Annotated in this window: 16 protein-coding genes and 2 pseudogenes; 11 read left to right on the forward strand and 7 right to left on the reverse strand. The window is 52.3% G+C overall.

The features are described from left to right. Positions 1–42: 42 nt before the first annotated feature. Genes AC0L73_RS05410 through AC0L73_RS05420 form a run of 3 tightly spaced genes read left to right on the forward strand, consistent with a single transcriptional unit; the run spans position 43 to position 5,013 of the window. Positions 43–1,836: a chloride channel protein gene (locus AC0L73_RS05410; RefSeq protein ID WP_227949567.1), complete on the forward strand. Its 1,794-nt coding sequence runs from the start codon at positions 43–45 to the stop codon at positions 1,834–1,836. A gap of 53 nt (positions 1,837–1,889) precedes the next feature. Then, positions 1,890–4,169 carry an ATP-dependent helicase gene (locus tag AC0L73_RS05415; protein WP_473655058.1) on the forward strand — a complete coding sequence of 760 codons (2,280 nt, stop codon included), beginning with the start codon at positions 1,890–1,892 and terminating at the stop codon, positions 4,167–4,169. Then, positions 4,153–5,013, forward strand: coding sequence for a 50S ribosomal protein L11 methyltransferase (locus AC0L73_RS05420; RefSeq protein WP_227949563.1), 861 nt, complete (start codon positions 4,153–4,155; stop codon positions 5,011–5,013). The genes AC0L73_RS05415 and AC0L73_RS05420 overlap by 17 nt, the downstream gene beginning before the upstream one ends. Positions 5,014–5,084: 71 nt before the next feature. Here the strand turns inward: AC0L73_RS05420 and AC0L73_RS05425 are convergent, their stop codons facing one another. Together AC0L73_RS05425 and AC0L73_RS05430 are read right to left on the reverse strand one after the other, a co-directional pair. After that, positions 5,085–5,600, reverse strand: coding sequence for a DUF1127 domain-containing protein (locus AC0L73_RS05425; RefSeq protein ID WP_227949561.1), 516 nt, complete (start codon positions 5,598–5,600; stop codon positions 5,085–5,087). A 46-nt stretch (positions 5,601–5,646) separates the two neighbouring features. Next, positions 5,647–5,928, reverse strand: coding sequence for a hypothetical protein (locus tag AC0L73_RS05430; protein ID WP_227949559.1), 282 nt, complete (start codon positions 5,926–5,928; stop codon positions 5,647–5,649). 212 nt (positions 5,929–6,140) lie between these two features. Between AC0L73_RS05430 and AC0L73_RS05435 the strand changes: the two genes are divergently transcribed. Beyond that, complete coding sequence (locus AC0L73_RS05435; protein WP_227949557.1) at positions 6,141–8,144, forward strand: aminopeptidase P family protein; 2,004 nt, start codon at positions 6,141–6,143, stop codon at positions 8,142–8,144. A gap of 13 nt (positions 8,145–8,157) precedes the next feature. On the opposite strand, the pseudogene ligA reads toward AC0L73_RS05435, so the two are convergent. The 3 genes and pseudogenes from ligA to AC0L73_RS05450 all read right to left on the reverse strand — a co-directional run bounded on the left by ligA (position 8,158) and on the right by AC0L73_RS05450 (position 12,767). Then, positions 8,158–10,262, reverse strand: a pseudogene (gene ligA / locus AC0L73_RS05440) (NAD-dependent DNA ligase LigA). A 5-nt stretch (positions 10,263–10,267) separates the two neighbouring features. Further along, positions 10,268–11,929: a DNA repair protein RecN gene (recN, locus tag AC0L73_RS05445; RefSeq protein ID WP_473655059.1), complete on the reverse strand. Its 1,662-nt coding sequence runs from the start codon at positions 11,927–11,929 to the stop codon at positions 10,268–10,270. 13 nt (positions 11,930–11,942) lie between these two features. Next, the gene (locus AC0L73_RS05450; protein WP_227949551.1) at positions 11,943–12,767 is read right to left on the reverse strand and encodes an outer membrane protein assembly factor BamD; all 825 of its coding nucleotides are present in this window, start codon (positions 12,765–12,767) and stop codon (positions 11,943–11,945) included. A 408-nt stretch (positions 12,768–13,175) separates the two neighbouring features. On the opposite strand from AC0L73_RS05450, the gene AC0L73_RS05455 reads away from it, so the two are divergent. Then, positions 13,176–13,562, forward strand: coding sequence for a helix-turn-helix domain-containing protein (locus AC0L73_RS05455; RefSeq protein WP_227949548.1), 387 nt, complete (start codon positions 13,176–13,178; stop codon positions 13,560–13,562). Between the two features lie 97 nt (positions 13,563–13,659). Here AC0L73_RS05455 and lpxC read toward each other — a convergent pair whose 3' ends face one another. Both lpxC and upp read right to left on the reverse strand, forming a co-directional pair. Next, positions 13,660–14,595 (reverse strand): UDP-3-O-acyl-N-acetylglucosamine deacetylase, encoded by a 936-nt coding sequence (gene lpxC, locus AC0L73_RS05460; RefSeq protein WP_227949546.1) that lies wholly within the window; start codon positions 14,593–14,595, stop codon positions 13,660–13,662. 127 nt (positions 14,596–14,722) lie between these two features. After that, entirely contained in the window at positions 14,723–15,373 is a 651-nt protein-coding gene (gene upp, locus AC0L73_RS05465) for a uracil phosphoribosyltransferase (protein WP_227949544.1), read from the reverse strand. Positions 15,374–15,612: 239 nt separating this feature from the next. Here upp and AC0L73_RS05470 point away from each other — a divergent pair, with 239 nt between their 5' ends. From AC0L73_RS05470 to deoC, 6 genes and pseudogenes are all read left to right on the forward strand, one after another. Further along, positions 15,613–16,599: a BMP family lipoprotein gene (locus AC0L73_RS05470; RefSeq protein WP_227949542.1), complete on the forward strand. Its 987-nt coding sequence runs from the start codon at positions 15,613–15,615 to the stop codon at positions 16,597–16,599. Between the two features lie 11 nt (positions 16,600–16,610). Then, entirely contained in the window at positions 16,611–18,164 is a 1,554-nt protein-coding gene (locus AC0L73_RS05475; protein ID WP_227949540.1) for an ABC transporter ATP-binding protein, read from the forward strand. Then, positions 18,164–19,285 carry an ABC transporter permease gene (locus AC0L73_RS05480; RefSeq protein ID WP_227949538.1) on the forward strand — a complete coding sequence of 374 codons (1,122 nt, stop codon included), beginning with the start codon at positions 18,164–18,166 and terminating at the stop codon, positions 19,283–19,285. The genes AC0L73_RS05475 and AC0L73_RS05480 overlap by 1 nt, the downstream gene beginning before the upstream one ends. Next, positions 19,285–20,255 (forward strand): annotated as a pseudogene (locus AC0L73_RS05485) (ABC transporter permease). The gene AC0L73_RS05480 and the pseudogene AC0L73_RS05485 overlap by 1 nt, the downstream one beginning before the upstream one ends. Then, positions 20,255–21,121: a purine-nucleoside phosphorylase gene (locus tag AC0L73_RS05490; RefSeq protein ID WP_473655060.1), complete on the forward strand. Its 867-nt coding sequence runs from the start codon at positions 20,255–20,257 to the stop codon at positions 21,119–21,121. The pseudogene AC0L73_RS05485 and the gene AC0L73_RS05490 overlap by 1 nt, the downstream one beginning before the upstream one ends. Further along, a complete protein-coding gene (deoC, locus tag AC0L73_RS05495) occupies positions 21,108–22,094 on the forward strand; it encodes a deoxyribose-phosphate aldolase (protein ID WP_473655061.1) in 987 nt (328 codons plus the stop codon). Before AC0L73_RS05490 ends, deoC begins: the two co-directional genes overlap by 14 nt. Position 22,095 lies beyond the last annotated feature (1 nt).

Below are 22,095 nucleotides of genomic sequence, written 5' to 3' on the forward strand. Positions count from 1 at the left end.
ATTACTTAAAAAGACAAAAATATACTGGACGTATGGCTGACTATGGCCGTCTCTGAAAACTCCCGAACCGGGGAAAAAATACTCAACCCGCTTCTTACCGCGTCAAGCAGTACGCCGGTTAAACTCATTGCCTGCGCCATCGCGATTGGTCTTCTCGCTGGATATGGTGCTGTCGGGTTTCGTCTCGCCATCAGTGAAATTCAGACTTTGTTTTACGGCTTTGGAAGTCAGGAAATCCTCGCACAGGCAGAGAAACTTCCATGGTGGCAGATCATGGCCGCACCAGTCGTTGGCGGATTGATTGTCGGATTGTTCTGGAAATTTGTCCTCCCGAATTATCGCGCACAAGGCGTCGCGGACGTCATGGAGGCCGTGATTGTTAATCGCGGTAAAATGAAACTGGCGCCCGGAATTGGCGGCCTGTTCGTCAATGCCCTCACTCTCGGCTGCGGTGGATCCAGCGGCAGGGAGGGGCCAGTCGTTCACTTCTGCGCACTCATTGCCAGCCAACTCGGCCAACGCCTACGCCTGCCTTCAAAATACTACATGACGCTAATCGCCTGCGGTGTATCCTCCGGCGTTGCCGCGTCCTTTAATGCCCCCATTGCCGGTATGTTTTTCGCATTGGAAGTTGTTGTTGGCTCCCTCGCAACCCAGGCCTTCGCCCCGATTGTGATTGCCTCCGTCATCGGCACTGTGATCAGCCGGATATATGTTGGCGATTTTCCAGCTTTCATTATTCCCAATTACCAGATTGTCTCCCTCTGGGAATTTCCGGCAATTGCCCTTCTCGGTGTCGTCGCAGCAGCGGTCTCCCTACTCTTTATCTGGAGCATCGGCTTCTCGGAAAGAACAATTGACCGCTTTCGCATACCGGAGGTTTTCAGGCCTGCGGCAGGCGGCGTTGTCCTCGGTGCGATTGCCCTTTTCTTTCCGCAGATTATTGGTGTCGGGTACGAGGCGACGGACAGCGCACTGAAGGGGCAATACCCCCTCCTCTTGCTCCTCTTGCTAATCGTGGTGAAAACCATTGCTGTTGGCGTAACGTTCGGATCGCGATTCGGCGGCGGTTTTTTCTCACCCTCGCTCTTTATCGGTGCCATGACCGGCGGCGCCTTCGGCCTTGTTGCGGCAATGGCCTTTCCTGAAATGGCGGCAAGCCACGGTCTTTATGCCATCATCGGCATGTCTGCCGTTGCCGCCTCTGTGCTCGGCGCACCAATCTCAACGATCTTGATCGTGTTCGAACTGACCGGCGACTATAAAATCTCCATCGCCGTGATGATCGCGGTCTCCGTCGCCACTCTGATCACAAAGCATATCTATGGACGCAGTATCTGGCAGACACAGCTTCTCAACCGAAATGTCGACGTAAATGAAAGCCGTGCACTCCGTCAACTCAGCTTCCTGCAGGTTCGGGGGATCATGGATCGGGAATTCATCGAGATTCCGAAACATACACCCATGAAGGAACTGCGCAAAATCGTCAGCAATACCAACCATGATAAATTTGTCGTGGTGGAGCCAGAAACCCATGAATTTATCGGCCGGATCGACTATAGCGATCTTAAGTCAGGTCTTTTTGGAGACGAACCACAGGAGAATGTTACCGCGCTGGATCTAGTACATGAAGGTAGTCCGGTTCTCTTCCCTGACACGAGCCTCAAATCCGCCATTGAGATTATTGAAAAAGCCGGGATTGATCATGTTCCCGTCATTAACCGGGCGAATGAACGGCGACTTATCGGCATTCTTCACCAGAAGGATTTGCTGCATACCTATAATGCCGCCCTGCTTTCGGCGCAGGACGATGCCCGCGACAAAGTTTTCAAATAAAGACGTAGATCGGCAGTAGCTTCAACCGTATCCATGGGCTATATCATTTAGCAATGGACGACAGGTTTGACATAAGCAATTTTGACGACGCAGGAAATCACGCGCCGACTCAAAACTTTAAATATCTCGATGGACTGAACGACGGGCAACGCGCGGCGGTTGAGGCGCTGGATGGGCCCGTATTGGTGCTCGCAGGTGCTGGCACCGGGAAAACCCGTGTGCTTATCTCGCGCCTCGCGCATATCCTTAATCTCCGCGATGTGCGCCCTTGGGAAATTCTCGCCGTCACCTTTACCAACAAGGCAGCCGCCGAAATGCAGGAAAGAACCGCCGGGATTATCGGCCCTGAAGCGGTTGAGATCAAACTCGGTACATTTCACTCGATTGGCGTCTGGCTCCTCCGACGCCATGCGGAGCTAATCGGGCTGGATAGAAATTTCAACATTCTTGATACCGATGATCAACTACGTCTCTTGAAACAGATCATGGCCGAAGAAGGCATCGATCAAAAGCGTTGGCCGCCGCGCGGTCTTGCTGCCATCATAGACCGTTGGAAAGACAAGGGACTGCGGGCTGACCAGGTTCAAGGGGCCAACAGTTCTGAATTTGCCCATGGCAAAGCGGCTGCTTTATACGCTATTTATCAGGAACGGCTTGCCGCGCAAAATGCCTGTGATTTTGGCGATCTTCTCTTGCATGTACTAGCGCTCTTTCAGAAAAACCCGGACATCCTCTCGCTCTACCAGAATCGCTTCAAATATATTTTGGTTGATGAGTATCAGGATACGAATGTGGCGCAGTACCTCTTGCTTCGTTTGCTCGCACAGAAACACCGCAATATCTGCTGCGTCGGCGATGATGACCAGTCGATCTATGGTTGGCGCGGGGCAGAAGTTGGTAATATCCTTAAATTCGAAGATGATTTCCCAGGCGCCAAAGTCGTCCGGCTGGAGCGAAACTACCGCTCCACCTCACATATTCTGGGCGCCGCCTCCGGCCTGATCGCTCATAATGAAGGTCGGCTCGGTAAAACTCTCTTCACAGAAGGGAACGACGGCGATCATGTCGTCTTGAACGGTCTCTGGGACGGCCCGAATGAGGCGCGCTGGATTGCCGATGAAATCGAGAACCTGGAACGCAAGGGTAAAAGCCTGCAGGACATGGCCATTTTGGTCCGCGCCAGTTTCCAGACCCGCGATTTTGAAGAGTGCTTTTTGAGCATGGGGATCAAGTACCGCGTTATCGGCGGATTAAGGTTCTACGAGCGGCGGGAAATCCGCGACGTTCTGGCCTATCTTCGCGTAATCAATCAACCCGATGACGATCTGGCATTCGAACGTATCTATAATCTGCCAAAACGCGGCCTTGGCACCAAAGCCCTTGAAAAGTTGCGTGAAATTGGTCGGGCAGAAAATATTTCCCTCTCCCGCGCCGCGAATATAGCTGCCGATAAGGGTGTCTTTAAGGGCAAGCCGCTTGCCGCCCTGAAGGACCTGATGACCTCTTTCGATAACTGGCGCGCGCAGAAAGACCTGATCCCGCCCGATGAACTGGTGGAAGCGGTTCTGGAAGAGAGCGGCTATTTTGATATGTGGCGGCAAGACAAATCACCAGAGGCGGAAGGCAAGCGTGAAAACCTAAAAGAACTGGTCCCGGCTATTGCAGAATACGAAAGCCTCGGTCAGTTTCTGGAGCATGTGTCGCTTGTCATGGACAATAACGCCGACAACACCAGCGAGATGGTCAGCCTGATGACGTTGCATTCGGCCAAAGGTCTCGAATATGATGTGGTGTTCCTTCCCGGATGGGAAGAAGGGCTCTTCCCGCATCAACGGGCGCTTGATGAAAACGGGTTAAAAGCGCTGGAGGAAGAGCGGCGGCTCGCCTATGTCGGAATAACCCGCGCGAAGGAACGTTGCTACATCAGTCATGCCAGCAACCGGCGTATCCATGGCCAATGGCAGTCGTCCCTGCCTAGTCGATTTATCGATGAACTCCCGCAGGATCATATTCAGGATCAATCAGAACAAGGGATTTATAACAGCTCACGTCAGAGTGAGGGTTTCTCCCATACGAGCTGGCGAAACCCTGAAAGCTCTCACCTAGCAGAAATTCTGGATAAACGCGCGCGCGCCAATCAAAATTTTGTCGACAACAGTACCAAACCGGTTAGCAAGTCTACTAAGGACGATGGATTCGCGATCGGCACCCGCATCTTTCATCAAAAATTCGGCTATGGACGTATTGTCCGAAAAGACGGGCCAAAGCTGGAAATCGCATTTGAAAAAGCCGGCGTCAAGAAAGTGATGGAAAATTTTGTCGAAGCTGCCTGAGTCCGCCTTTTGGCAACTCACTCTCACCCTGCCATTTGTTCAGGCTGGAGAAATCGCCGATATTTATGAGGAACACGCACTGACCGTTTCGATGGAGGAAGCGGTAAGTGATGATTCCCTCTGGCGCCTTGACATCCTCTTCTCCGACGAGCCACCAGCGTATCTTCTCGACCAGCTACCAGCCGGACTGTCCTTTGGACTGGGCCCTCTTGAACAGAAAGATTGGGTGAGTGAGAGTCAAAAAATGCTACCGCCCGTCGATGCCGGCCGCTTTTACATTCACGGGTCGCATGATGCACCGCATCCCGCGCGCGCTCGCCACAACCTGCTGATCGATGCCGGTGCGGCCTTCGGAACGGGCCTGCATGAAACGACCTATGGCTGCCTTGTCGCCTTGGATAACCTTCGAAAATTTCGGAATTTCAAAAACCCGCTCGACTTGGGGTGTGGTTCCGGCGTGCTTGCGCTAGCTATTGCAAAAGCCTGGAAAATCCCGGTGATCGCCAGCGATATAGATGCCGCAGCGGTTGCGGTTACCCGCAACAATGCCGCGAGGAATCGGCTTGCCCCGCTTATGACCGCTGTTCATGCAACAGGCCTGAACAGCCGGATATTAAACAGGCAAGCCCCGTATGATCTGATTGTCGCCAATATACTGGCCTGGCCACTGGTGAAATTGGGACCGGATATCGCAGCCGCCCTCAGCAAGAATGGCACACTGGTTCTTTCCGGACTTTTAGGCTCGCAGGAAGTAATGGTGAGAAGTGCCTATCGACTGCAGGGACTAACGCTAAAACGTCGCTATTCAATAGGTAGTTGGACCACGCTGGTCCTTGGTCGGTAAATCCCAACGATAAATTATGCAGCCGACCCGCCTCCAATATGGGGAGGCGAAGGCAGGTCGACTGCGAACGATCAACCTGCTTTGCGGTGATCGTTTGTGTTGCTCGGCCGGGCGAGGTTGTCGTTTGTACGGTTACCACTGACAGCCGCTTCGATTTCGCTGCGTGTCAGGCCAATGTCGGCAAGCTCGCGGGAGTTCATCGCCATCAGGTGAACATATGCTGCACGAGATGTCTGTGTTTCGACGAATTTGGTAACCAGATTAGAAAAGAAACCTTTTTTCCCGGTTGTTTCTGTCGCGACTCGTCCTTCAACGGCCCGGTCGATCTCGTTCCGGTTAATGCCGATGTCTTTCAATTCACGATCAGACATACCGTAAAGGGCATTCTTGGCCGCTGCGAGTTCACGATTTTGCATAATTTTGCCAATAGTTGCCTGATACAGGTTTGAAAGCACTTCGGCCATAAATTTGGCTCTCAGATTATGTGCTTTATTGATGTAAGTTTCTACATCGATGTAGTTACTGTTGGTGTTGACAGGCTCGATCAATGCGAGCGTCTCAATCTCTTTTTTGCCATAGCTAATCATTTTGCTACTCCTTCAAGTTTCAAAGCCCGACGGTGCGGACAAATTTTTATCGGTTGTTACTTTTAATCGTTGGGCGCAAGCAGTTTTCATTCACTGCTTCACCAGTAATTTCGTGGCCATTATTGACGGTCTTCCCAAAATAGCTTGAGGCTAAATCAACAACCGCCGTATTCTGTTCTGTGGCAAGGCGGATACGTTTTCGCAACGACTGCAGCAGCCCAGAAAGGCCGAAGTGCCTATTAACTGACATACTGTCAAACCGGGCACCTGTTGCCGGGCCATATGGCAATTGCAACGCATCACCGTATTTTTCGTTTCTTGCGAACATTTCACTTTCCTAACCAAGCATTCTTGATGGAGGATATATTGCACTGCATTCATTAAATAACAATGACTTACATCACATTTTTGCCCGCAAAGATCGAAATGGTGCCCTGCAAAAAATGCATAGCTCTCGTTGCACTTATGCTAAAAAAGCGCCATATTTCTAATTAGAACCTCTATATTTACAGGAGGTTGCCACATTTCAGGACATACCCCATGGAAACTGCCAAGTTAGAACATTCTGTCGCCGCACTGCTGCCCCAACAAGACAAAGAGGAGGCCGTTAATATTTTACGGGCCGCGGCAGCCGCGCCTGCGCGAGCCGATGAAAATATGCTGCTTGAACAGCTATTTCCGGAACTTGACAGCAGCACAGCGCAGGAGCTTGAAAAGATCAGAGAGAAACTGCGCAAAGAAATCAGTTCCATCGTTCTGAATCCCGGTGCCTCGAAAGAGCGATTGCAAAAGTTGCGTGCGGAGATGACAGCGGAACAGGTCGATGGTTTTATCATCCCGCTAAATGACGAATTTCATGGGGAGGCGGCCCCGGCGGCGGCGGAAAGACTAAAATGGCTGACCGGTTTTACGGGGTCGGCTGGCGTTGCGGCAGTCCTGAAGGACAAAGCCGCAATCTTTGTCGATGGCCGCTATACCCTTCAAGTGCAGAATGAGGTTGATACCTCCCTCTTTACGCCTCGCCACGTGAGTGAGGAGCCAATGAGTGCCTGGCTTGCCGAAAATATGAGCGCAGGCGAGACACTCGCCGTTGATCCCTGGCTGCACACAGAAAACAATATGGCGGCGCTGAAGAAAACCACCACAAGCATCGGCGTCGAGTTGACATCAGTGCCCGAAAACTTGATCGACCGGGTGTGGGAAGATCGCCCCCTCGCCCCCCTCGCGCTTGTACAGCCACAGGAGGAGCGCTTTTCCGGAGAAAGCTCTGCAAGCAAGCGCAACCGGATTGCGGCGAAACTTGCAGAGAAGAAAACTGATGCCATTATCCATACGCTCCCAGATGTTGTTGCGTGGCTATTAAACCTCCGCGGCGCGGATCTCCCCTGCACACCATTTGCGCTTGGTTTTGCCATCACCCATCAGGATGCCACCGTCGATCTATTCATGGATGAGATAAAATTCGCCCCGACTATGCGGGAGCATCTTGGAAATATGATTAGGCTCCATGCTCCGGAGGAGTTTGAGCAAGCGCTTCAATCCCTGTCAGGGAAAAAGGTTCAAATCGATCCCGCGGTCACCAGCCAGTATATTGTGGATCAACTGATCAAGGCAAAAGCGGAAATTAGCCGTGCGGAAGACCTCTGCCTGCTTCCAAAAGCAACAAAGAATGCAATCGAGGTAGAAGGATCGCGACGCGCACATATTCGTGACGGCGCAGCAGTTGCCAAATTTTTGCATTGGATGTCCGTAAACGCACCGGTTGGCACAGTCGACGAACTGTCGGCGGAAGCCAAGCTCCGCTCCTTTAGGGAAAGCGGGGAGAATTTTCGCGATCTTAGTTTTAACACCATTTCAGGTGCGGGGCCGAATGGTGCCATCGTCCATTACCGAGCAAGCGAGGCATCTAACCGACCGCTTGAACCTGGTTCACTCTATCTTGTCGACAGCGGCGCGCAATATCTTGACGGCACAACCGACATTACCCGGACGATTGCCATAGGGGAACCTAGTGCCGAGATGCGCAATCGTTTCACTCTGGTGCTAAAAGGGCATATCGCGCTCGCGACAGCTATCTTTCCGAAGGGAACGACAGGTAGTCAGCTTGATACCCTCGCACGGGCGCCCCTCTGGTCCGCAGGGCTTGATTACGATCATGGCACCGGTCATGGCGTTGGCAGCTATCTTTCCGTTCATGAAGGGCCACAGCGAATATCAAAAGCGCCAAGCGCCGTCGCGCTTGTCCCAGGCATGATTATTTCAAACGAGCCCGGTTACTATAAAACCGGCGCCTACGGGATCAGGATCGAAAATCTGGTGACGGTTCAGGAACGACCACAGCCGGAGGGAGCGGAGCGAGTGACCTACGGATTCGAAACATTGACCTTTGCCCCGATTGACAAAACCCTCATTGAGAAGAACCTGCTGACCGACAGCGAAATTGCCTGGCTAAACAGCTATCATTTTGAAGTCCGGGAAAAGCTCGAACCCCAAGTTGAAGGTGAGACCGCAGACTGGCTCCGTCAGGCAACGGCGCCGCTGTAGAACTGGCACCAATTTAGCCGCCAATCAAATCCAGCCATTCCTGTTCGGTTAGGACCGAGACGCCTAAATCTGTTGCTTTTTTAAGCTTCGATCCGGCGTTCGCGCCGGCGACAAGATAATCCGTCTTGGCAGAGATCGATCCGCTGACTTTCGCGCCAAGACTTTCAGCTTTTGCCTTCATTTCCTGACGGCTCATCAGTTCGAGGGTGCCGGTGAAAACAACTGTTTTACCCGCAACGGCACTATCCTGCGCCGGTGGTTCAAAATCGACAATCGTAATTTCGCGTAGCAGATCATCGAGCAAGTCTTGATTACGCTCTTCATGAAAAAATTCTGTCACCGCGTCGGCGACTGCGGCGCCAATTCCATCGATATTCAATAGCTCACTATAGGCTTCCCTAGATGCATCCCCCTTTCGCTGAGCCGCTCTCGCAAATTCGCGAAACTCAGGTAGTTTTTCGCCAGCAGTCGGGCATTCCCTTGTCCGATATGGCGGATTCCCAATGCATAGATAAAGCGATCCAACGATATTTCTCGCCGATCATCAATTGCATCGAACAAATTTCGTGTCGCTTTTTCTCCAAACCCTTCGCGGTTCTTGATCCGCTGTAAATTTCCGGGAGCCGCATCGCGTTTTTCCAGCGTGAAGATATCGGCAGGGCTTTTAATCAGCTCATCCTCATAAAAAGTTTCGATCAGCTTCGCGCCAAGCCCCTCAATATCGAAAGCATTGCGGGAGACAAAATGCTTAAGCCGCTCAACGGCCTGCGCCCGGCAAATCAGGCCGCCGGTACAGCGACGGACGGCGTCTTCCTTACCTGTGCTTTCATTTATTTCCTTAACGGCATGGCTGCCACAGATCGGGCACGTTTTCGGAAAGTCATAAGGTACACTGTCATCAGGGCGTTTATCGAGAACGACCTCAACCACCTGCGGGATCACATCTCCCGCGCGCTGAATAACCACCGTATCGCCCTTGCGAACATCTTTACGCTTGATTTCATCCTCGTTATGTAGTGTCGCGTTGGAGACGACGACGCCGCCGACCGTCACCGGAAGAAGCCGCGCAACCGGTGTGAGGGCACCGGTTCGGCCAACCTGTATTTCGATGTCTTCTATGATAGTGGTGGCCTGCTCCGCCGGGAACTTATGGGCTATCGCCCAGCGCGGACTGCGGCTGACAAAGCCGAGACGCTCCTGCCAATCCAGTCGGTTAACTTTGAAGACCACACCATCGATATCATAATTCAACGATGCGCGAAGCTCTTCTATTTTACGATAAGCATCGATTGCCTCTTCCATATTCGTACAGACCTTGGAAAGCGGATTAACAGAAAACCCCCAATCCTTGAATACAGTGAGGACTTCAGACTGTGTCACACCCGGGAGGCCGCTCACCTCTCCCCAGGCATAGGCGAAAAACCTTAATTTGCGGGACTTTGTAATCTCGTAGTCAAGCTGGCGGAGGCTGCCTGCAGCCGCGTTTCTCGGGTTCGCAAATATCTTCCCCCCTGCTTCTGCCTGCGCCGTGTTGAGTGCAAGGAAGTCGGATTTCGACATATAGACTTCACCGCGAATCTCGAAGACATCCGGAACTTTTGTTTTTGCGCCAGATAGCTCTAGCGGCAGATCCGTGACACTGCGCAGGTTAGCGGTTATATCCTCCCCCTCCTGACCATCGCCACGCGTTGCGCCCTGCTGAAACTTTCCATTTTCATATCGCAAACTGGCGGAAAGCCCATCAATTTTGGGTTCCGCAAAAAAGGAGACATCTTCAGTTGCATCCAGACCAAGAAATCGGCGGATACGCCCTTCAAACTCCCGAAGATCATCACTGCTGAAAGCATTATCAAGCGACAGCATCGGGACCTTATGCCGGACTTTACCAAACCCCTTGGCCGGAGTGACCCCAACACTTTGCGACGGGCTGTCGGCTGTAATCAGTTCCGGGAACCGAGCCTCCAGCGCAAGAAGGTCCTGACGCTGGCGGTCATATTCTGCATCTGAGACGGCTGGCGCATCTTCAGCATAATAGGCGACATCATGGGCCTTGATCGTTTCGACCAGTCTATCATGTTCGGCTTTTGCGTCTTCTGCCGTCAGATTTTGCACATCCACAATGACTATCCTTCGATAAGGCTGAGAGCGGCCGCACGGGCTTCCTCAGTAATACTGGCCCCGGATAACATCCGTGCAATCTCTTCCGTCCTCTCCTCCTGATCGAGGCGGTCAACAGACGTAACCGTGGCATTATTTACTTCTGATTTCCGGATATTCCAATGCGCCTCGCCTGCGGCGGCTACCTGCGGCGAATGAGTGACGACCAGCACCTGCAAATCTTCCGCAAGGCGGCGCAACCGATCACCAACCGCATCTGCCGTCGCCCCACCAACGCCACGATCCACCTCATCAAAAATCAGAGTCGGGGCAGAACCAGCCTGAGCCAGCACGACTTTGAGTGCCAGCATAAAGCGTGACAGTTCCCCGCCGGAGGCAATCTTGATCAACGGCCCGGCCGCACTCCCCGGGTTGGTCGAAATGAGAAACGCCACTTTATCGAATCCATGAGAGCCCCAGTTCTCATCCGGCAACTCGCTTACATCGGTTGTGAATGTCGCTGCCCCAAGTTTTAGTGGTTCAAGTTCCGCCATCACGGCCCGATCCATCTCCAGCGCCGCGGCTTTTCGGTTTTGGCTCAAAGCGCTCGCTGCCGCTACATATTTTTTACGAGCCTCGGCGGCGGCAGCACGGAGACTTTCTATTTCGCGATCTCCCTCTTCCACAGCCTTTAATCGCGCCACAAAGCTTTCCAGCAACTTTGGCAAAGCGGCCACTTCACATTTATGCTTGCGCGCTGCTGCCCGAAGCGCGAACAGCCTCTCCTCCACCACTTCAAGTCCGGCCGGGTCCATATCAAGGTCTCCCGCGACAGAATTGATGACCCCCTGCGCCTCTGCCATTTCAATGGCCGCACGCTCGAGACTTTCCAGTACCGGATCAAGCTTCCCTGACGCCTTTTCAATAACTCTCTCGACCGCGCGGGTCGCTGACCTAATCCGGTTTTCCACACCCCCATGCTCGGTCAACGCTTTTTCCGCATCGCGCAGCGCTTCCGCAATTTTCTCCGCATGCATCAGGTTGGATCGGTGCACTGCGAGGGCTTCTTCCTCCCCTTCCTCCGGCGCGAGTTCCGAAAGCTCTTCGACGATATGACGGAGATATTCCTCATCAACTCGCGCCTGTTCAATCTCTCGTACGGCCCGTTCAAGCTTCTCATTTGCCTTCTGGAGTGTTTCATAATGGCGTCCAACGACAATGACTTCCTTTTCCAGACGCGCATACTGATCGAGTAGCGCACGATGCCCCCGCGCATCAAGCAAGCCGCGTTCCGCATTCTGACCATGTATTTCAACGAGCGTTTCGCCAACGTTGCGCAACAAGCCGGCACTCACTGCCTGATCATTAATACTTGCCCGGCTACGCCCGTCTGAACCGAGCATTCGCCGGAGTATTAAAGGCTCTCCCGGTTCGACATCTATATCGCCCAACGAAGAAAATACAGGATGCGACGGGATAAGGGAGAATTCTGCCGTGACCGAACCTTGATCCGTTCCTGCACGAACCAACCCCGCATCCGCGCGAACACCAAGCGCCAGCGCAAGGCTGTCGAGCAGAATTGATTTACCCGCCCCGGTCTCCCCCGTGAGGACGCAAAGCCCACGCTCAAAGGATAAATCCAGCTTGTCGATCAGAACGATATTGCGGATGGAGAGTTTTTCCAGCATGTCAGTCCGACGGCTAAAACACTGATTTCCAGGCCTTGACGATCCAGGAATCCTCATTTGCTTCCGGTTTCAGATAATTCTCGTCGAGAAGCGCGTAAGAATCCTGATACCATTCACTACCGGGAAAGTTATAGCCAAGGACAGCGGCGGCTGTTTGAGCCTCCTCCGTGATACCCAACGTCAAATAGGCCTCCGTCAATCGGTGAAGCGCCTCTGGGGCATGTGTCGTGGTCTGGTATTGCTCGACAACAGTTCGAAAGCGATTGATTGCCCCGATCATGTATTTTTGTCCTAGATAATAGCGGCCGATAGCCATTTCCTTGCCCGCAAGATGATCCCGGGTCAGGTCAATTTTGAGCCGAGCGTCGCGTGCATACTCAGTATTGGGAAACCGGCGCACAAGATTTTGCAAGGCGTCGAGAGCCTGACGCGTCACCTTCTGGTCCCGTTCCACTCCTGTGATCTGCTCATAATAAGAAATCGCAACAAGATAATAGGCGTACGCTACATCCTTATTGCCCGGATGCAATTCGATAAACCGCTCCGCAGCCAGAATCGCTTGGTCATACTCGTTACTCTGATAATAGGCGAAGGCAGACATAATCTGCGCCTTGGTCGACCAGACGGAATAAGGATGTTGTCGCTCCACCTCATCAAAGCCCTGCGCCGCTGCGAAGTAGTCTTCACTATTCAAATCTGCAAGAGCCTGATTATAAAGCTGCTCGACCGGCCGTTCCACATAGGCTTCGGGCTCATCTGAACTGCAACCGGCAACCAATATTAAAAGCAGGAAACCGCCCAGCACTCTGCCAATGCTTGAATAGAAATTATATTTCAACTTATCCCTCTTGGTTCATCGCCGAATATATCTCGGGTGCCGGGGCATTTTATCCAAACAGCGCGCCTAGGGGAAGTTATGGTTTCAGATTTCTTCCATGTCCCATACACAACCCTCGAAACACGATAATACGAATATTATATAATTAGCGATCTATCGATTTTATATTTTATATCAGTAATAAAAATAAATATCAGCTAACGATCGATAAAAAAATTTATCTAATTATTGTTAGTTTTTATGTATTTTATTTTTATATTGGTATGTGATACATTACCTATAAGGGTGGAGCAGAGATTCGATTTTCTCCTATAAAAATATAATAACTTCGTTGAATCTGCGGTTTCGCCCTTGGTAGTAGCACAACTAGAAAAATAATTTGATCTCTAAGAAAGGTACCAAACAACAATGGGTAAAGTCGCGAAAAGAGTCGACGATCATGTCGGTGAGCGGATTCGTGAAAGAAGAACTATGATGGGTCTGACTCAGGAACATCTGGCAAAGGCGCTGGATATTTCATATCAACAAGTTCAGAAATACGAAACAGGCGCAAACCGTGTCAGCGCAGGCAGATTGTATGAGATAGCCAAACGGCTGGAAGTAGACGTTGCCTATTTCTTCGAGAATCTTGAGCCATCGACAACAAGCATCCCTCTGGAACATGGCGGCAAAAACCGCTCAACCATTGAGTTAGTGCGCAATTATGGCGATATTGATGAACCAGCAGTGAGATCGGCAGTCAGCGGCCTGATCAAAAGCTTGGCAGGCAAGGAAAGACGGCGTAAATCCGCCTGATTATACATGCAAAAACGAATATAGGCGCGGAATTCATATCCGCGCCTTTTTACTTCTAAATACTACAAAGTCCAGTATGTGAACATAACCGATCAAATCAGTCCGTAGCGGGTGCCGCTGCTTTCTGGGTTGGCCAGTGAGCCCCACCCACATTGCCAATGCGAACTGGCGCTTCCGTGGTATAGCACCAGGCATCCTTATCAGAAAGGAAGGCATGCAAAAGCTTGTTGTTCAATGCATGCCCTGACCGGAACCCATAAAACTCACCAATGATTGGCGCGCCAGCGAGGTATAGATCGCCAATAGCATCCAACGCCTTATGACGCACGAACTCGTCGTCATAGCGCAGGCCTTCTTCATTCAAAATATCAGGACCGCTGAGCACGATCGCGTTATCAAGGGATCCACCTTTTGCGAGGCCCAGCTTTTTGAGTTGCTCGAATTCGCTCAAAAAGCCGAAAGTCCGGGCACGTGCGAGTTCATTCTTGAACGTGCCATTACGCAAGCTGAAGCGACAATTCTGTTTGCCGATACGAGGATTTTCGAAATCAATCTCAAAGGAGACGGAAATATTATCAGCCGGAGAGAGACTGGCTTTTGCTGACCCGTCACTCACTTCCACTTCCTTCAACACCTTAATATAGCGTCGCGGGGCCTCCTGCTCGATCACATCGGCGCACTCAACAAGAAAGACGAAGGGTGCGGAAGAACCATCCATCACCGGAACTTCGGGACCGTCCAGCTCAACAACAACATTATCAACGCCGCATCCAGACAGGGCCGCCATCAAATGTTCGACAGTGGCGACTTTAGTGTGCGCATCATTTTCAACAGTGGTGCACATCATAAGATCAGTCACAGTATCATATTGCGCCGGAATTTCTGCAACGGCCGGATCAACGTCAGTTCGCCTGAAAACAACGCCGCTGTTCACCGGAGCCGGCGACAATTTCATATTGATCAACTTGCCACCATGCAATCCAACGCCGGTACAGCTGATACTATTACGCAATGTTTTCTGAAAAACGACCATTTTCCGCCACTTTAGTTACTGCTACAAATTCGCAGCCTGAATGTACGGAAGACCGCCTGCCCACTCAAATCAAACATTGTTACCAATTATTACTGCGCTGCACAAAATCATGGTAAACGAGAGTTGGTTACAATGTCCCATATAGCCTGTCTCCGGCATCACCAAGGCCTGGCACGATATAGGCCTTCTCATTCAGCTTTTCATCCAGCGCCGCCACATAGACCGTCACATCGGGGTGGTTTTCCAGCATGACCTGAACCCCTTCCGGGGCGGCAACCAGCGCCATGAAAAGGATATTCTTTGGATCGACCTTGTGATCCAGCAACACTTCGACGCCCGCCGCAGCGGAATAGCCGGTCGCCAGCATCGGGTCCACCAGGATAAACAACCTGTCTTCCGCCGTTGGCAGTTTCCTGAGATATTCGACGGGGCGTTTCGTTTCCGGATCTCGATACATACCAATATGCCCAACCCGCGCAGACGGCATCAGTTCCAGCAAGCCGTCCGCCATGCCAAGGCCAGCCCGCAAAATCGGCACTATGGCCGATTTCTTCCCCGCGAGAACCCGCGCATCCATTGAGCATATAGGCGTTTCAATCTTTTCATGGGTCGTCGGCAGGTGGCGCGTGATTTCATACCCCATTAGCAGTGCAATTTCCTTGAGCAACTGGCGAAAGGTTTTCGTCGATGTGTCCTTGTTCCGCATATGTGTAAGTTTATGGACGATAAGCGGGTGATCAAGGATGTGAAGATTCGGAAATCGCGGATCATAGGCCATGGGATAGCTGCCCTTCCCTATAGTGCAAACAGGTTAGCTACTGACAATATCCGACTTCATTTCTAAAATCACTACTTAGGCGACCAAAATAGCGATAAATTATGGCGATCCGAAAATTTACTTTCTATACTTTGCCGAATGCGACCCTAGAACTTGACCAGTCTGCCTGATTTGGATTTAAGGTCGCCCCCCTGTTTCTGAACACGGAACAGTCGGACTTTTAACTGGGAGAGATAACTATGATGAAAAAGATTGCCCTTGGGCTTCTTGCAACGGCAGCACTTACAGTGAGTGGGCTGGCGGTGGCTGATGATTTTAAACCCGCGATCGTCTTTGACATGGGCGGCAAGTCTGACAAATCCTTTAATGAGGCTGCCTTCAACGGTGCTGAGAAATTCAAGAAAGACGCAGGCATCGATTATCTGGAATGGGAAGTCACCAAGGTTTCAGAGCGGGAACAGGCAACTGAACGCATGGCGCGCAAAGGCGCGAACATAGTTGTAGCCGTCGGCTTTGCACAAGCCGCAGCCGTTGAAAAGGCGGCGAAGGCCCATCCAGACACGAAATTCACCATCATTGATATGGTTGTCGACCTACCCAACGTCCAATCCGTCGTCTTCCGCGAAGAACAAGGCTCCTTTCTGGTTGGCATGGCCGCAGCCATGGCCAGCAAAACCGGAAAAGTCGGCTTTATCGGCGGTATGGATATCCCTTTGATCCGAAAATTTGCTCTGGGCTACAAGGAAGGGGTTCTTTATGCAAACCCGAAGGCGGAAGTGATTGAAAACATGACAGGCACAACCCCGGCTGCCTGGAACGACCCGACAAAAGGCAGTGAGCTCGCAAAGAGTCAGTTTGACCGGGGGGCGGATGTTGTGTTTGCCGCCGCCGGAGGTACCGGGCTTGGCGTACTGCAATCCGCCGCCGATGAGAAGATGTTAGCGATCGGCGTCGATAGTAATCAAGACCACCTGCATCCGGGAACGATGCTGACATCCATGCTCAAGCGCGTTGATGTGGCCGTTTATAATGCGATGATGTCCGCAAAGGACGGAACCTGGCAACCCGGCATTCAGGTGCTGGGCCTTGCAGAAGATGGCGTTGGCTTTTCCGTTGATGAATGGAACAAGGGTGTCCTGACAGAAGACATGATTACCACCATGAACAAAGCAAAGGCGGACATCATTTCCGGCAAGATCAAGGTGACAAATTATATGGACAAATAAGCCTGACAGTCATGTCAGAACAAAGTCCGGCGCTGGAACTGCGCCGTATAAACAAAAGCTTCGGCCCGGTCCATGCAAACAAGAATATTTCCCTTTCGGTGGACCGGGGGAGCATCCACGGCATTGTCGGCGAAAATGGTGCTGGAAAATCGACTTTGATGAGCATCGTTTACGGCTTTTACCAAGCTGATAGCGGTGACATCTATGTCAACGGGCAAATCTGCCCAATTGAAAATCCGCAAAGTTCTATCGAAGCCGGAATCGGCATGGTGCATCAGCATTTCATGCTCGTTGATACCTTCACGGTTCTTGAAAATATAATCCTGGGGGTTGAGAACGGTTACCGTCTTGCGGGCGGCTTGGCGTCGGCCCGTAAAGAGCTAGTCCGCCTGGAACAGGAATATGCGCTTGAGGTCAATGTCGATGCAATTGTTGGCGATCTGCCCGTTGGCCTGCGGCAACGGGTTGAGATACTGAAGGCGTTGTATCGCGGCGCGGAGATTCTCATTCTCGATGAACCAACCGGCGTACTCACGCCGCAAGAAGCGGATCACCTCTTTCGTATTCTAGATACCCTCCGCGATCAGGGAAAGACGGTTATCCTGATTACCCACAAGCTCCGGGAAATTATGGCCATTACCGATAGTGTCTCAGTGATGCGGCGCGGGGAAATGGTTGCACATGTCAAAACGAGTGAAACCAGCCAGCCTGCACTCGCGGAGTTGATGGTCGGCCGTTCGGTTCTCCTGCAAGTGGAGAAAAAACTGGCTAACCCAAAAGACACTCTCGTTTCCATTCGCAATCTCAACTATGAAGACACAGACGGTGTTCCTCGCCTTAAAGATATTAATCTTGATCTAAAGGCGGGCGAAATTCTAGGGATCGCAGGCGTTTCCGGCAACGGACAATCGGAACTGCTGGAAGTCCTCGGCGGCATTCTTACACCCAAATCAGGCAGCATACGGTTTGAAGGACAAGAACTCGTGGATAGCAAAGCGTTCACCGCACGGAATTTGCGGAAAATCGGCTTTGGACATGTGCCGGAAGACAGGCAACGATCTGGACTGGTGCTATCTTTCAGCGCAAATGAATGCACCATTCTCGGCTATCACGACGAGCCTGAATATAATCGGGGTTTGTGCCTCGACCGCAAGGCCATGGTCGAGACCTGCCGGAACTACATCAAGAAATATGATGTACGACCGCCGGACCCATACCTCAAGGTTTCGGGGTTTTCAGGCGGCAATCAGCAGAAACTGGTTCTCGCGCGGGAGATGGAACAGAACCCGGATGTTCTGTTGGTCGGCCAACCAACGCGCGGCGTTGATATAGGTGCCATCGAGTTTATCCATAAGCAACTCATTATGATGCGTGATGCGGGAAAAGCCATCCTTGTCGTTTCCGTTGAAATCGATGAAGTCATGTCCCTCGCCGACCGGATTGCCGTCATGTTTGATGGAGGAATTGTCGGGGAGCTCTCTGCAGCGGAGGCAACAGAAACCAAACTCGGGCTGATGATGGCGGGCGTTAAGGATGCTCAATCTGAAACGAAGGCAGCAATCTGATGGCAGAGGAGCAAGTCAAATTCGGTGCGACCCTTAAAATTCCCGGATGGGTAAGCTATGCGTTGATCCCGTTCGTTAATCTGCTTGCGGCCCTTCTGATTTCAGGGATTGTGATTCTAATTATCGGGGACAACCCTCTCGAAGCGCTGAAAGTATTGATATATGGCGCATTCGGCTACCCGGAGGCGATTGGCTATACGCTCTATTATACGACCAATTTCATTTTTACCGGTCTGGCCGTAGCCATCGCCTTTCATTGCGGCCTCTTTAATATCGGCGCGGAAGGGCAGGCCGCCCTTGGCGGTATAGGGGTCAGTCTCGTCTGTCTATATTTTGACAATCTGCCGATCTGGATAATCATACCACTTGCAATGATTGCCGCGGCCATCTTCGGTGCGGCATGGGCTTATATCCCTGCGTATCTTCAGGCCAAGCGCGGAAGCCATATCGTGATCACGACGATCATGTTCAACTTTATTGCCGCTTCAATCCTGACCTATTTGCTGGTTGATATTCTCATCGATCCGAATGGCCAATCGCCGGAAAGCCGACCGTTCATCGAGACAACCTGGCTGCCCTATTTTCATGACTTCATTGCGATGCCGAACACACCGCTCAATATCTCTTTTATCTATGCGCTTGTGTTGAGTGCCGGTTTCTACTTTCTGGTCTGGCATACAAGGTGGGGTTATGAAATTCGCGTCGTCGGACAGAATGAGGCCGCCGCCCGTTACTCCGGTATATCCCCCTCGAAGAACATTATCATCGCCATGATGATTTCGGGCGGCCTTGCCGGCTTTGTCGGGATTAACGAACTTCAGGGAGTGCAACATCGTCTTATTCTGGATTTCACCGGGGGCTATGGCTTTGTCGGAATTGCCGTCGCGCTGATGGGGCGCAATCATCCCATTGGTATTTTCCTCGCAGCACTGCTTTTCGGGGCCCTGTATCAGGGCGGATCAGAACTGGCGTTTGAAATGAGATCAATAAATAAGGAAATGGTGATCGTCATTCAGGGACTGATTATCCTTTTTTCCGGTGCGCTTGAGCATATGTTCCGCCCGAAGATTGAGGCTGCCTATCGCCGATTTGCGCGAGTCCAGACGATGGGGGCAAGTTGATGGAAACATTCCAGACCATCATCCTTCTGCTAGATGCGACATTTCGGGTGGCCACCCCCTCGTCCTCGCGGCCCTTGCCGGAATGTTTTCTGAACGCGCCGGTGTCGTCGATATCGGCCTTGAAGGCAAAATGCTGGGCGCGGCCTTCTCCGCCGCCGCCGTTGCCGCCGTATCGGGCTCCGCCTGGATTGGCCTTGGAGCTGGTATTCTGGCTTCGATTGCGCTCTCGCTGTTGCACGCCTATGCCTGTGTCACCCACAAGGGAAATCAGGTCGTGTCCGGCATGGCCATTAATATCGTCGTTGCCGGACTGACGCCAACACTTGGGTACGCCTGGTTCAGCATGGGCGGGCAGACGCCACATCTTGGCGGCGATGCGCGTTTCAAGCCAATCACCCTGCCCTTTGCGGAAGCGGCCCATGATATTCCGATTATCGGATATATCTATTCGGAGCTGATTTCGAACCATAATATCATTGTCTATCTGGCCGCTGCCTCCGTACCGATCTGCGCTTGGATCATGTATAAGACCCGCTTCGGCCTGCGTGTTCGCGCTGTTGGCGAAAACCCCCATGCAGTGGATACAGCGGGAATATCCGTTGACTGGCTGCGCTATAAAGCGCTGATCATGACTGGTTTTCTCTGCGGCATCGCGGGCTCCTATCTTTCAACAGCCCATGGCGCCGGTTTTATCCGTGATATGACGGCCGGAAAAGGCTATCTCGCCCTCGCCGCGCTGATATTCGGGAAATGGCGGCCCGTCCCAACTATGTTTGCCTGCCTGCTTTTTGCTTTCACCGATGCAGTTCAGGCGCGCCTTCAAGGAGTGGAATTACCCATTGTCGGCGTAATTCCTGTTCAGTTTATTCAGGCACTCCCCTATATACTCACTGTGTTGCTGCTCGCGGGCTTTGTCGGAAAGGCCAATCCGCCCAAAGCCATTGGCGAACCCTATATTAAGGAAAGATAATGACGCTTGATCCGCATAAAGCCGCCGAATTCGTTCAGAAAGCAGCGCCGGGATTTACTCCCCGTGTCGGCATTGTGCTCGGTTCCGGCCTAGGCGACATCGCGGAAAAGATCGAGACTGTCGCCAGTATCGACTATGACACAATCCCGGATTTCCCGACATCCACCGTGGAAGGGCATGCGGGACGACTCATTCTGGGCCGTCTTGGCGGAATGCCCGTCGCCTGCATGCAGGGCCGCGTTCATTATTACGAAGGCGTCAATCCGCAGGACCTAGCGCTCCCCGTTCGAATGTTAAAGCTTCTCGGCATTGAAATTCTGTTACTCACCAACGCGGCGGGCAGCTTTAAAAAGAAAATGGGACCAGGCAGCCTGATGATGATCAGGGACCATATAAATTTAACAGGCCTCAACCCGTTGGTCGGCGCGAATGAGGATGACTTTGGTCCGCGCTTCTTCTCGATGGAGGATGCCTATGATCCAACCCTGCGCAAGCATCTCGCGGCGGTCGCCAAGGAACTCGGCATCACCCTGCATGAAGGTGTCTATTTACATTACCTCGGCCCCAATTTCGAAACTCCGGCAGAGATCCGAGCTTTCAAGGCGCTTGGTCCCGATGCTGTTGGTATGTCCACCACACCGGAAGTGCTCGTCGCGCGACATTGTGGCCTGCGCGTAGCGGCAATCTCCAATATTACAAACCTTGCCGCCGGGATGAGCAAGACGCAACTCAGCCACGAACAAACGCTGAAAAGCGCAAAGATCGTTGCCGCGGACCTTGAAAGCCTGGTCATCGTCTTTTTGGAAACCCTGAAACGGGAGCTTCTGAAAGCTCATATTCGGAGTACGGAAAATGGCGTCCATTAGCCCGTTAAAACCAGCCACAAAAAGCCATGCACGCAACCCCGGCATGTCACTTGACTTTGACCTGCTCGACATAGTGCGCGTCAATTTAAGTGCGGTTGAGCGCCGCGCGGCCACCCTCCCTGGTCGGCGCACCGTTAAAAAGGGCCATCAAGCTGCTTGGCTTTTGAAGGCCGTGACTTGTATCGACCTCACAACATTGAGCGGAGATGACACCCCGGGCCGCGTCAAGCGTCTCTGCGCCAAGGCGCGCCAGCCAGTCCGCGCGGATATTCTGGACGCGATGGGAATGGCGGACCGAAATATCACAACCGGTGCTGTCTGCGTCTACCACAGCATGGTGGAAACAGCTGTAGAGGCATTAAAAGGCACCAACATTCCCGTCGCTGCCGTCTCAACCGGCTTTCCGGCGGGGCTCAGCCCGTTTGATCTGCGGGTAAAAGAGATTGAAGCCTCCGTCGCGACGGGCGCGACGGAAATTGACATTGTTATCACCCGTGGCCATGTGCTGACAGGGAATTGGCAGGCTCTTTATGACGAGGTGAAAACCTTCCGTGCCGCAAGTGGCGATGCACATATGAAGGCGATTCTCGGTACGGGCGATATTTCCACCCTTCGCAATGTCGCGAAAGCAAGCATGGTCGCGATGATGGCCGGGGCGGACTTCATCAAAACCTCCACGGGGAAGGAAAGCGTAAACGCCACCCTGCCCGTTACCCTCGTCATGCTGCGGATGATCCGCGAATATTATGGGATGACGGGGCATAAGATCGGTTATAAGCCGGCGGGCGGGATCAGCACGGCAAAGGATGTGCTGAACTACCAGATTATGATGAAGGAAGAGCTCGGCACGGACTGGCTGGAGCCTGATCTCTTTCGCATTGGCGCTTCCAGCCTCTTAGGCGATATAGAGCGGCAGTTGGAGCATTTCGTCACCGGGCGCTATTCCGCCGATTTTCGCCATCCAATGGCATGAG

Source organism: Sneathiella sp. D3-11 (genome assembly GCF_055809395.1).

Coding starts and splice junctions, on each gene's coding strand:
- upp (WP_227949544.1), bottom strand. CDS start 15,373: ATGGCCTATGATCCGCGATTTCCGAATCTTCACATCCTTGATCACCCG.
- deoC (WP_473655061.1), top strand. CDS start 21,108: ATGGCGTCCATTAGCCCGTTAAAACCAGCCACAAAAAGCCATGCACGC.
- AC0L73_RS05430 (WP_227949559.1), bottom strand. CDS start 5,928: ATGTTCGCAAGAAACGAAAAATACGGTGATGCGTTGCAATTGCCATAT.
- lpxC (WP_227949546.1), bottom strand. CDS start 14,595: ATGGTCGTTTTTCAGAAAACATTGCGTAATAGTATCAGCTGTACCGGC.
- AC0L73_RS05410 (WP_227949567.1), top strand. CDS start 43: ATGGCCGTCTCTGAAAACTCCCGAACCGGGGAAAAAATACTCAACCCG.
- AC0L73_RS05435 (WP_227949557.1), top strand. CDS start 6,141: ATGGAAACTGCCAAGTTAGAACATTCTGTCGCCGCACTGCTGCCCCAA.
- recN (WP_473655059.1), bottom strand. CDS start 11,929: ATGCTGGAAAAACTCTCCATCCGCAATATCGTTCTGATCGACAAGCTG.
- AC0L73_RS05475 (WP_227949540.1), top strand. CDS start 16,611: ATGTCAGAACAAAGTCCGGCGCTGGAACTGCGCCGTATAAACAAAAGC.
- AC0L73_RS05490 (WP_473655060.1), top strand. CDS start 20,255: ATGACGCTTGATCCGCATAAAGCCGCCGAATTCGTTCAGAAAGCAGCG.
- AC0L73_RS05415 (WP_473655058.1), top strand. CDS start 1,890: ATGGACGACAGGTTTGACATAAGCAATTTTGACGACGCAGGAAATCAC.
- AC0L73_RS05425 (WP_227949561.1), bottom strand. CDS start 5,600: ATGATTAGCTATGGCAAAAAAGAGATTGAGACGCTCGCATTGATCGAG.
- AC0L73_RS05455 (WP_227949548.1), top strand. CDS start 13,176: ATGGGTAAAGTCGCGAAAAGAGTCGACGATCATGTCGGTGAGCGGATT.
- AC0L73_RS05480 (WP_227949538.1), top strand. CDS start 18,164: ATGGCAGAGGAGCAAGTCAAATTCGGTGCGACCCTTAAAATTCCCGGA.
- AC0L73_RS05470 (WP_227949542.1), top strand. CDS start 15,613: ATGATGAAAAAGATTGCCCTTGGGCTTCTTGCAACGGCAGCACTTACA.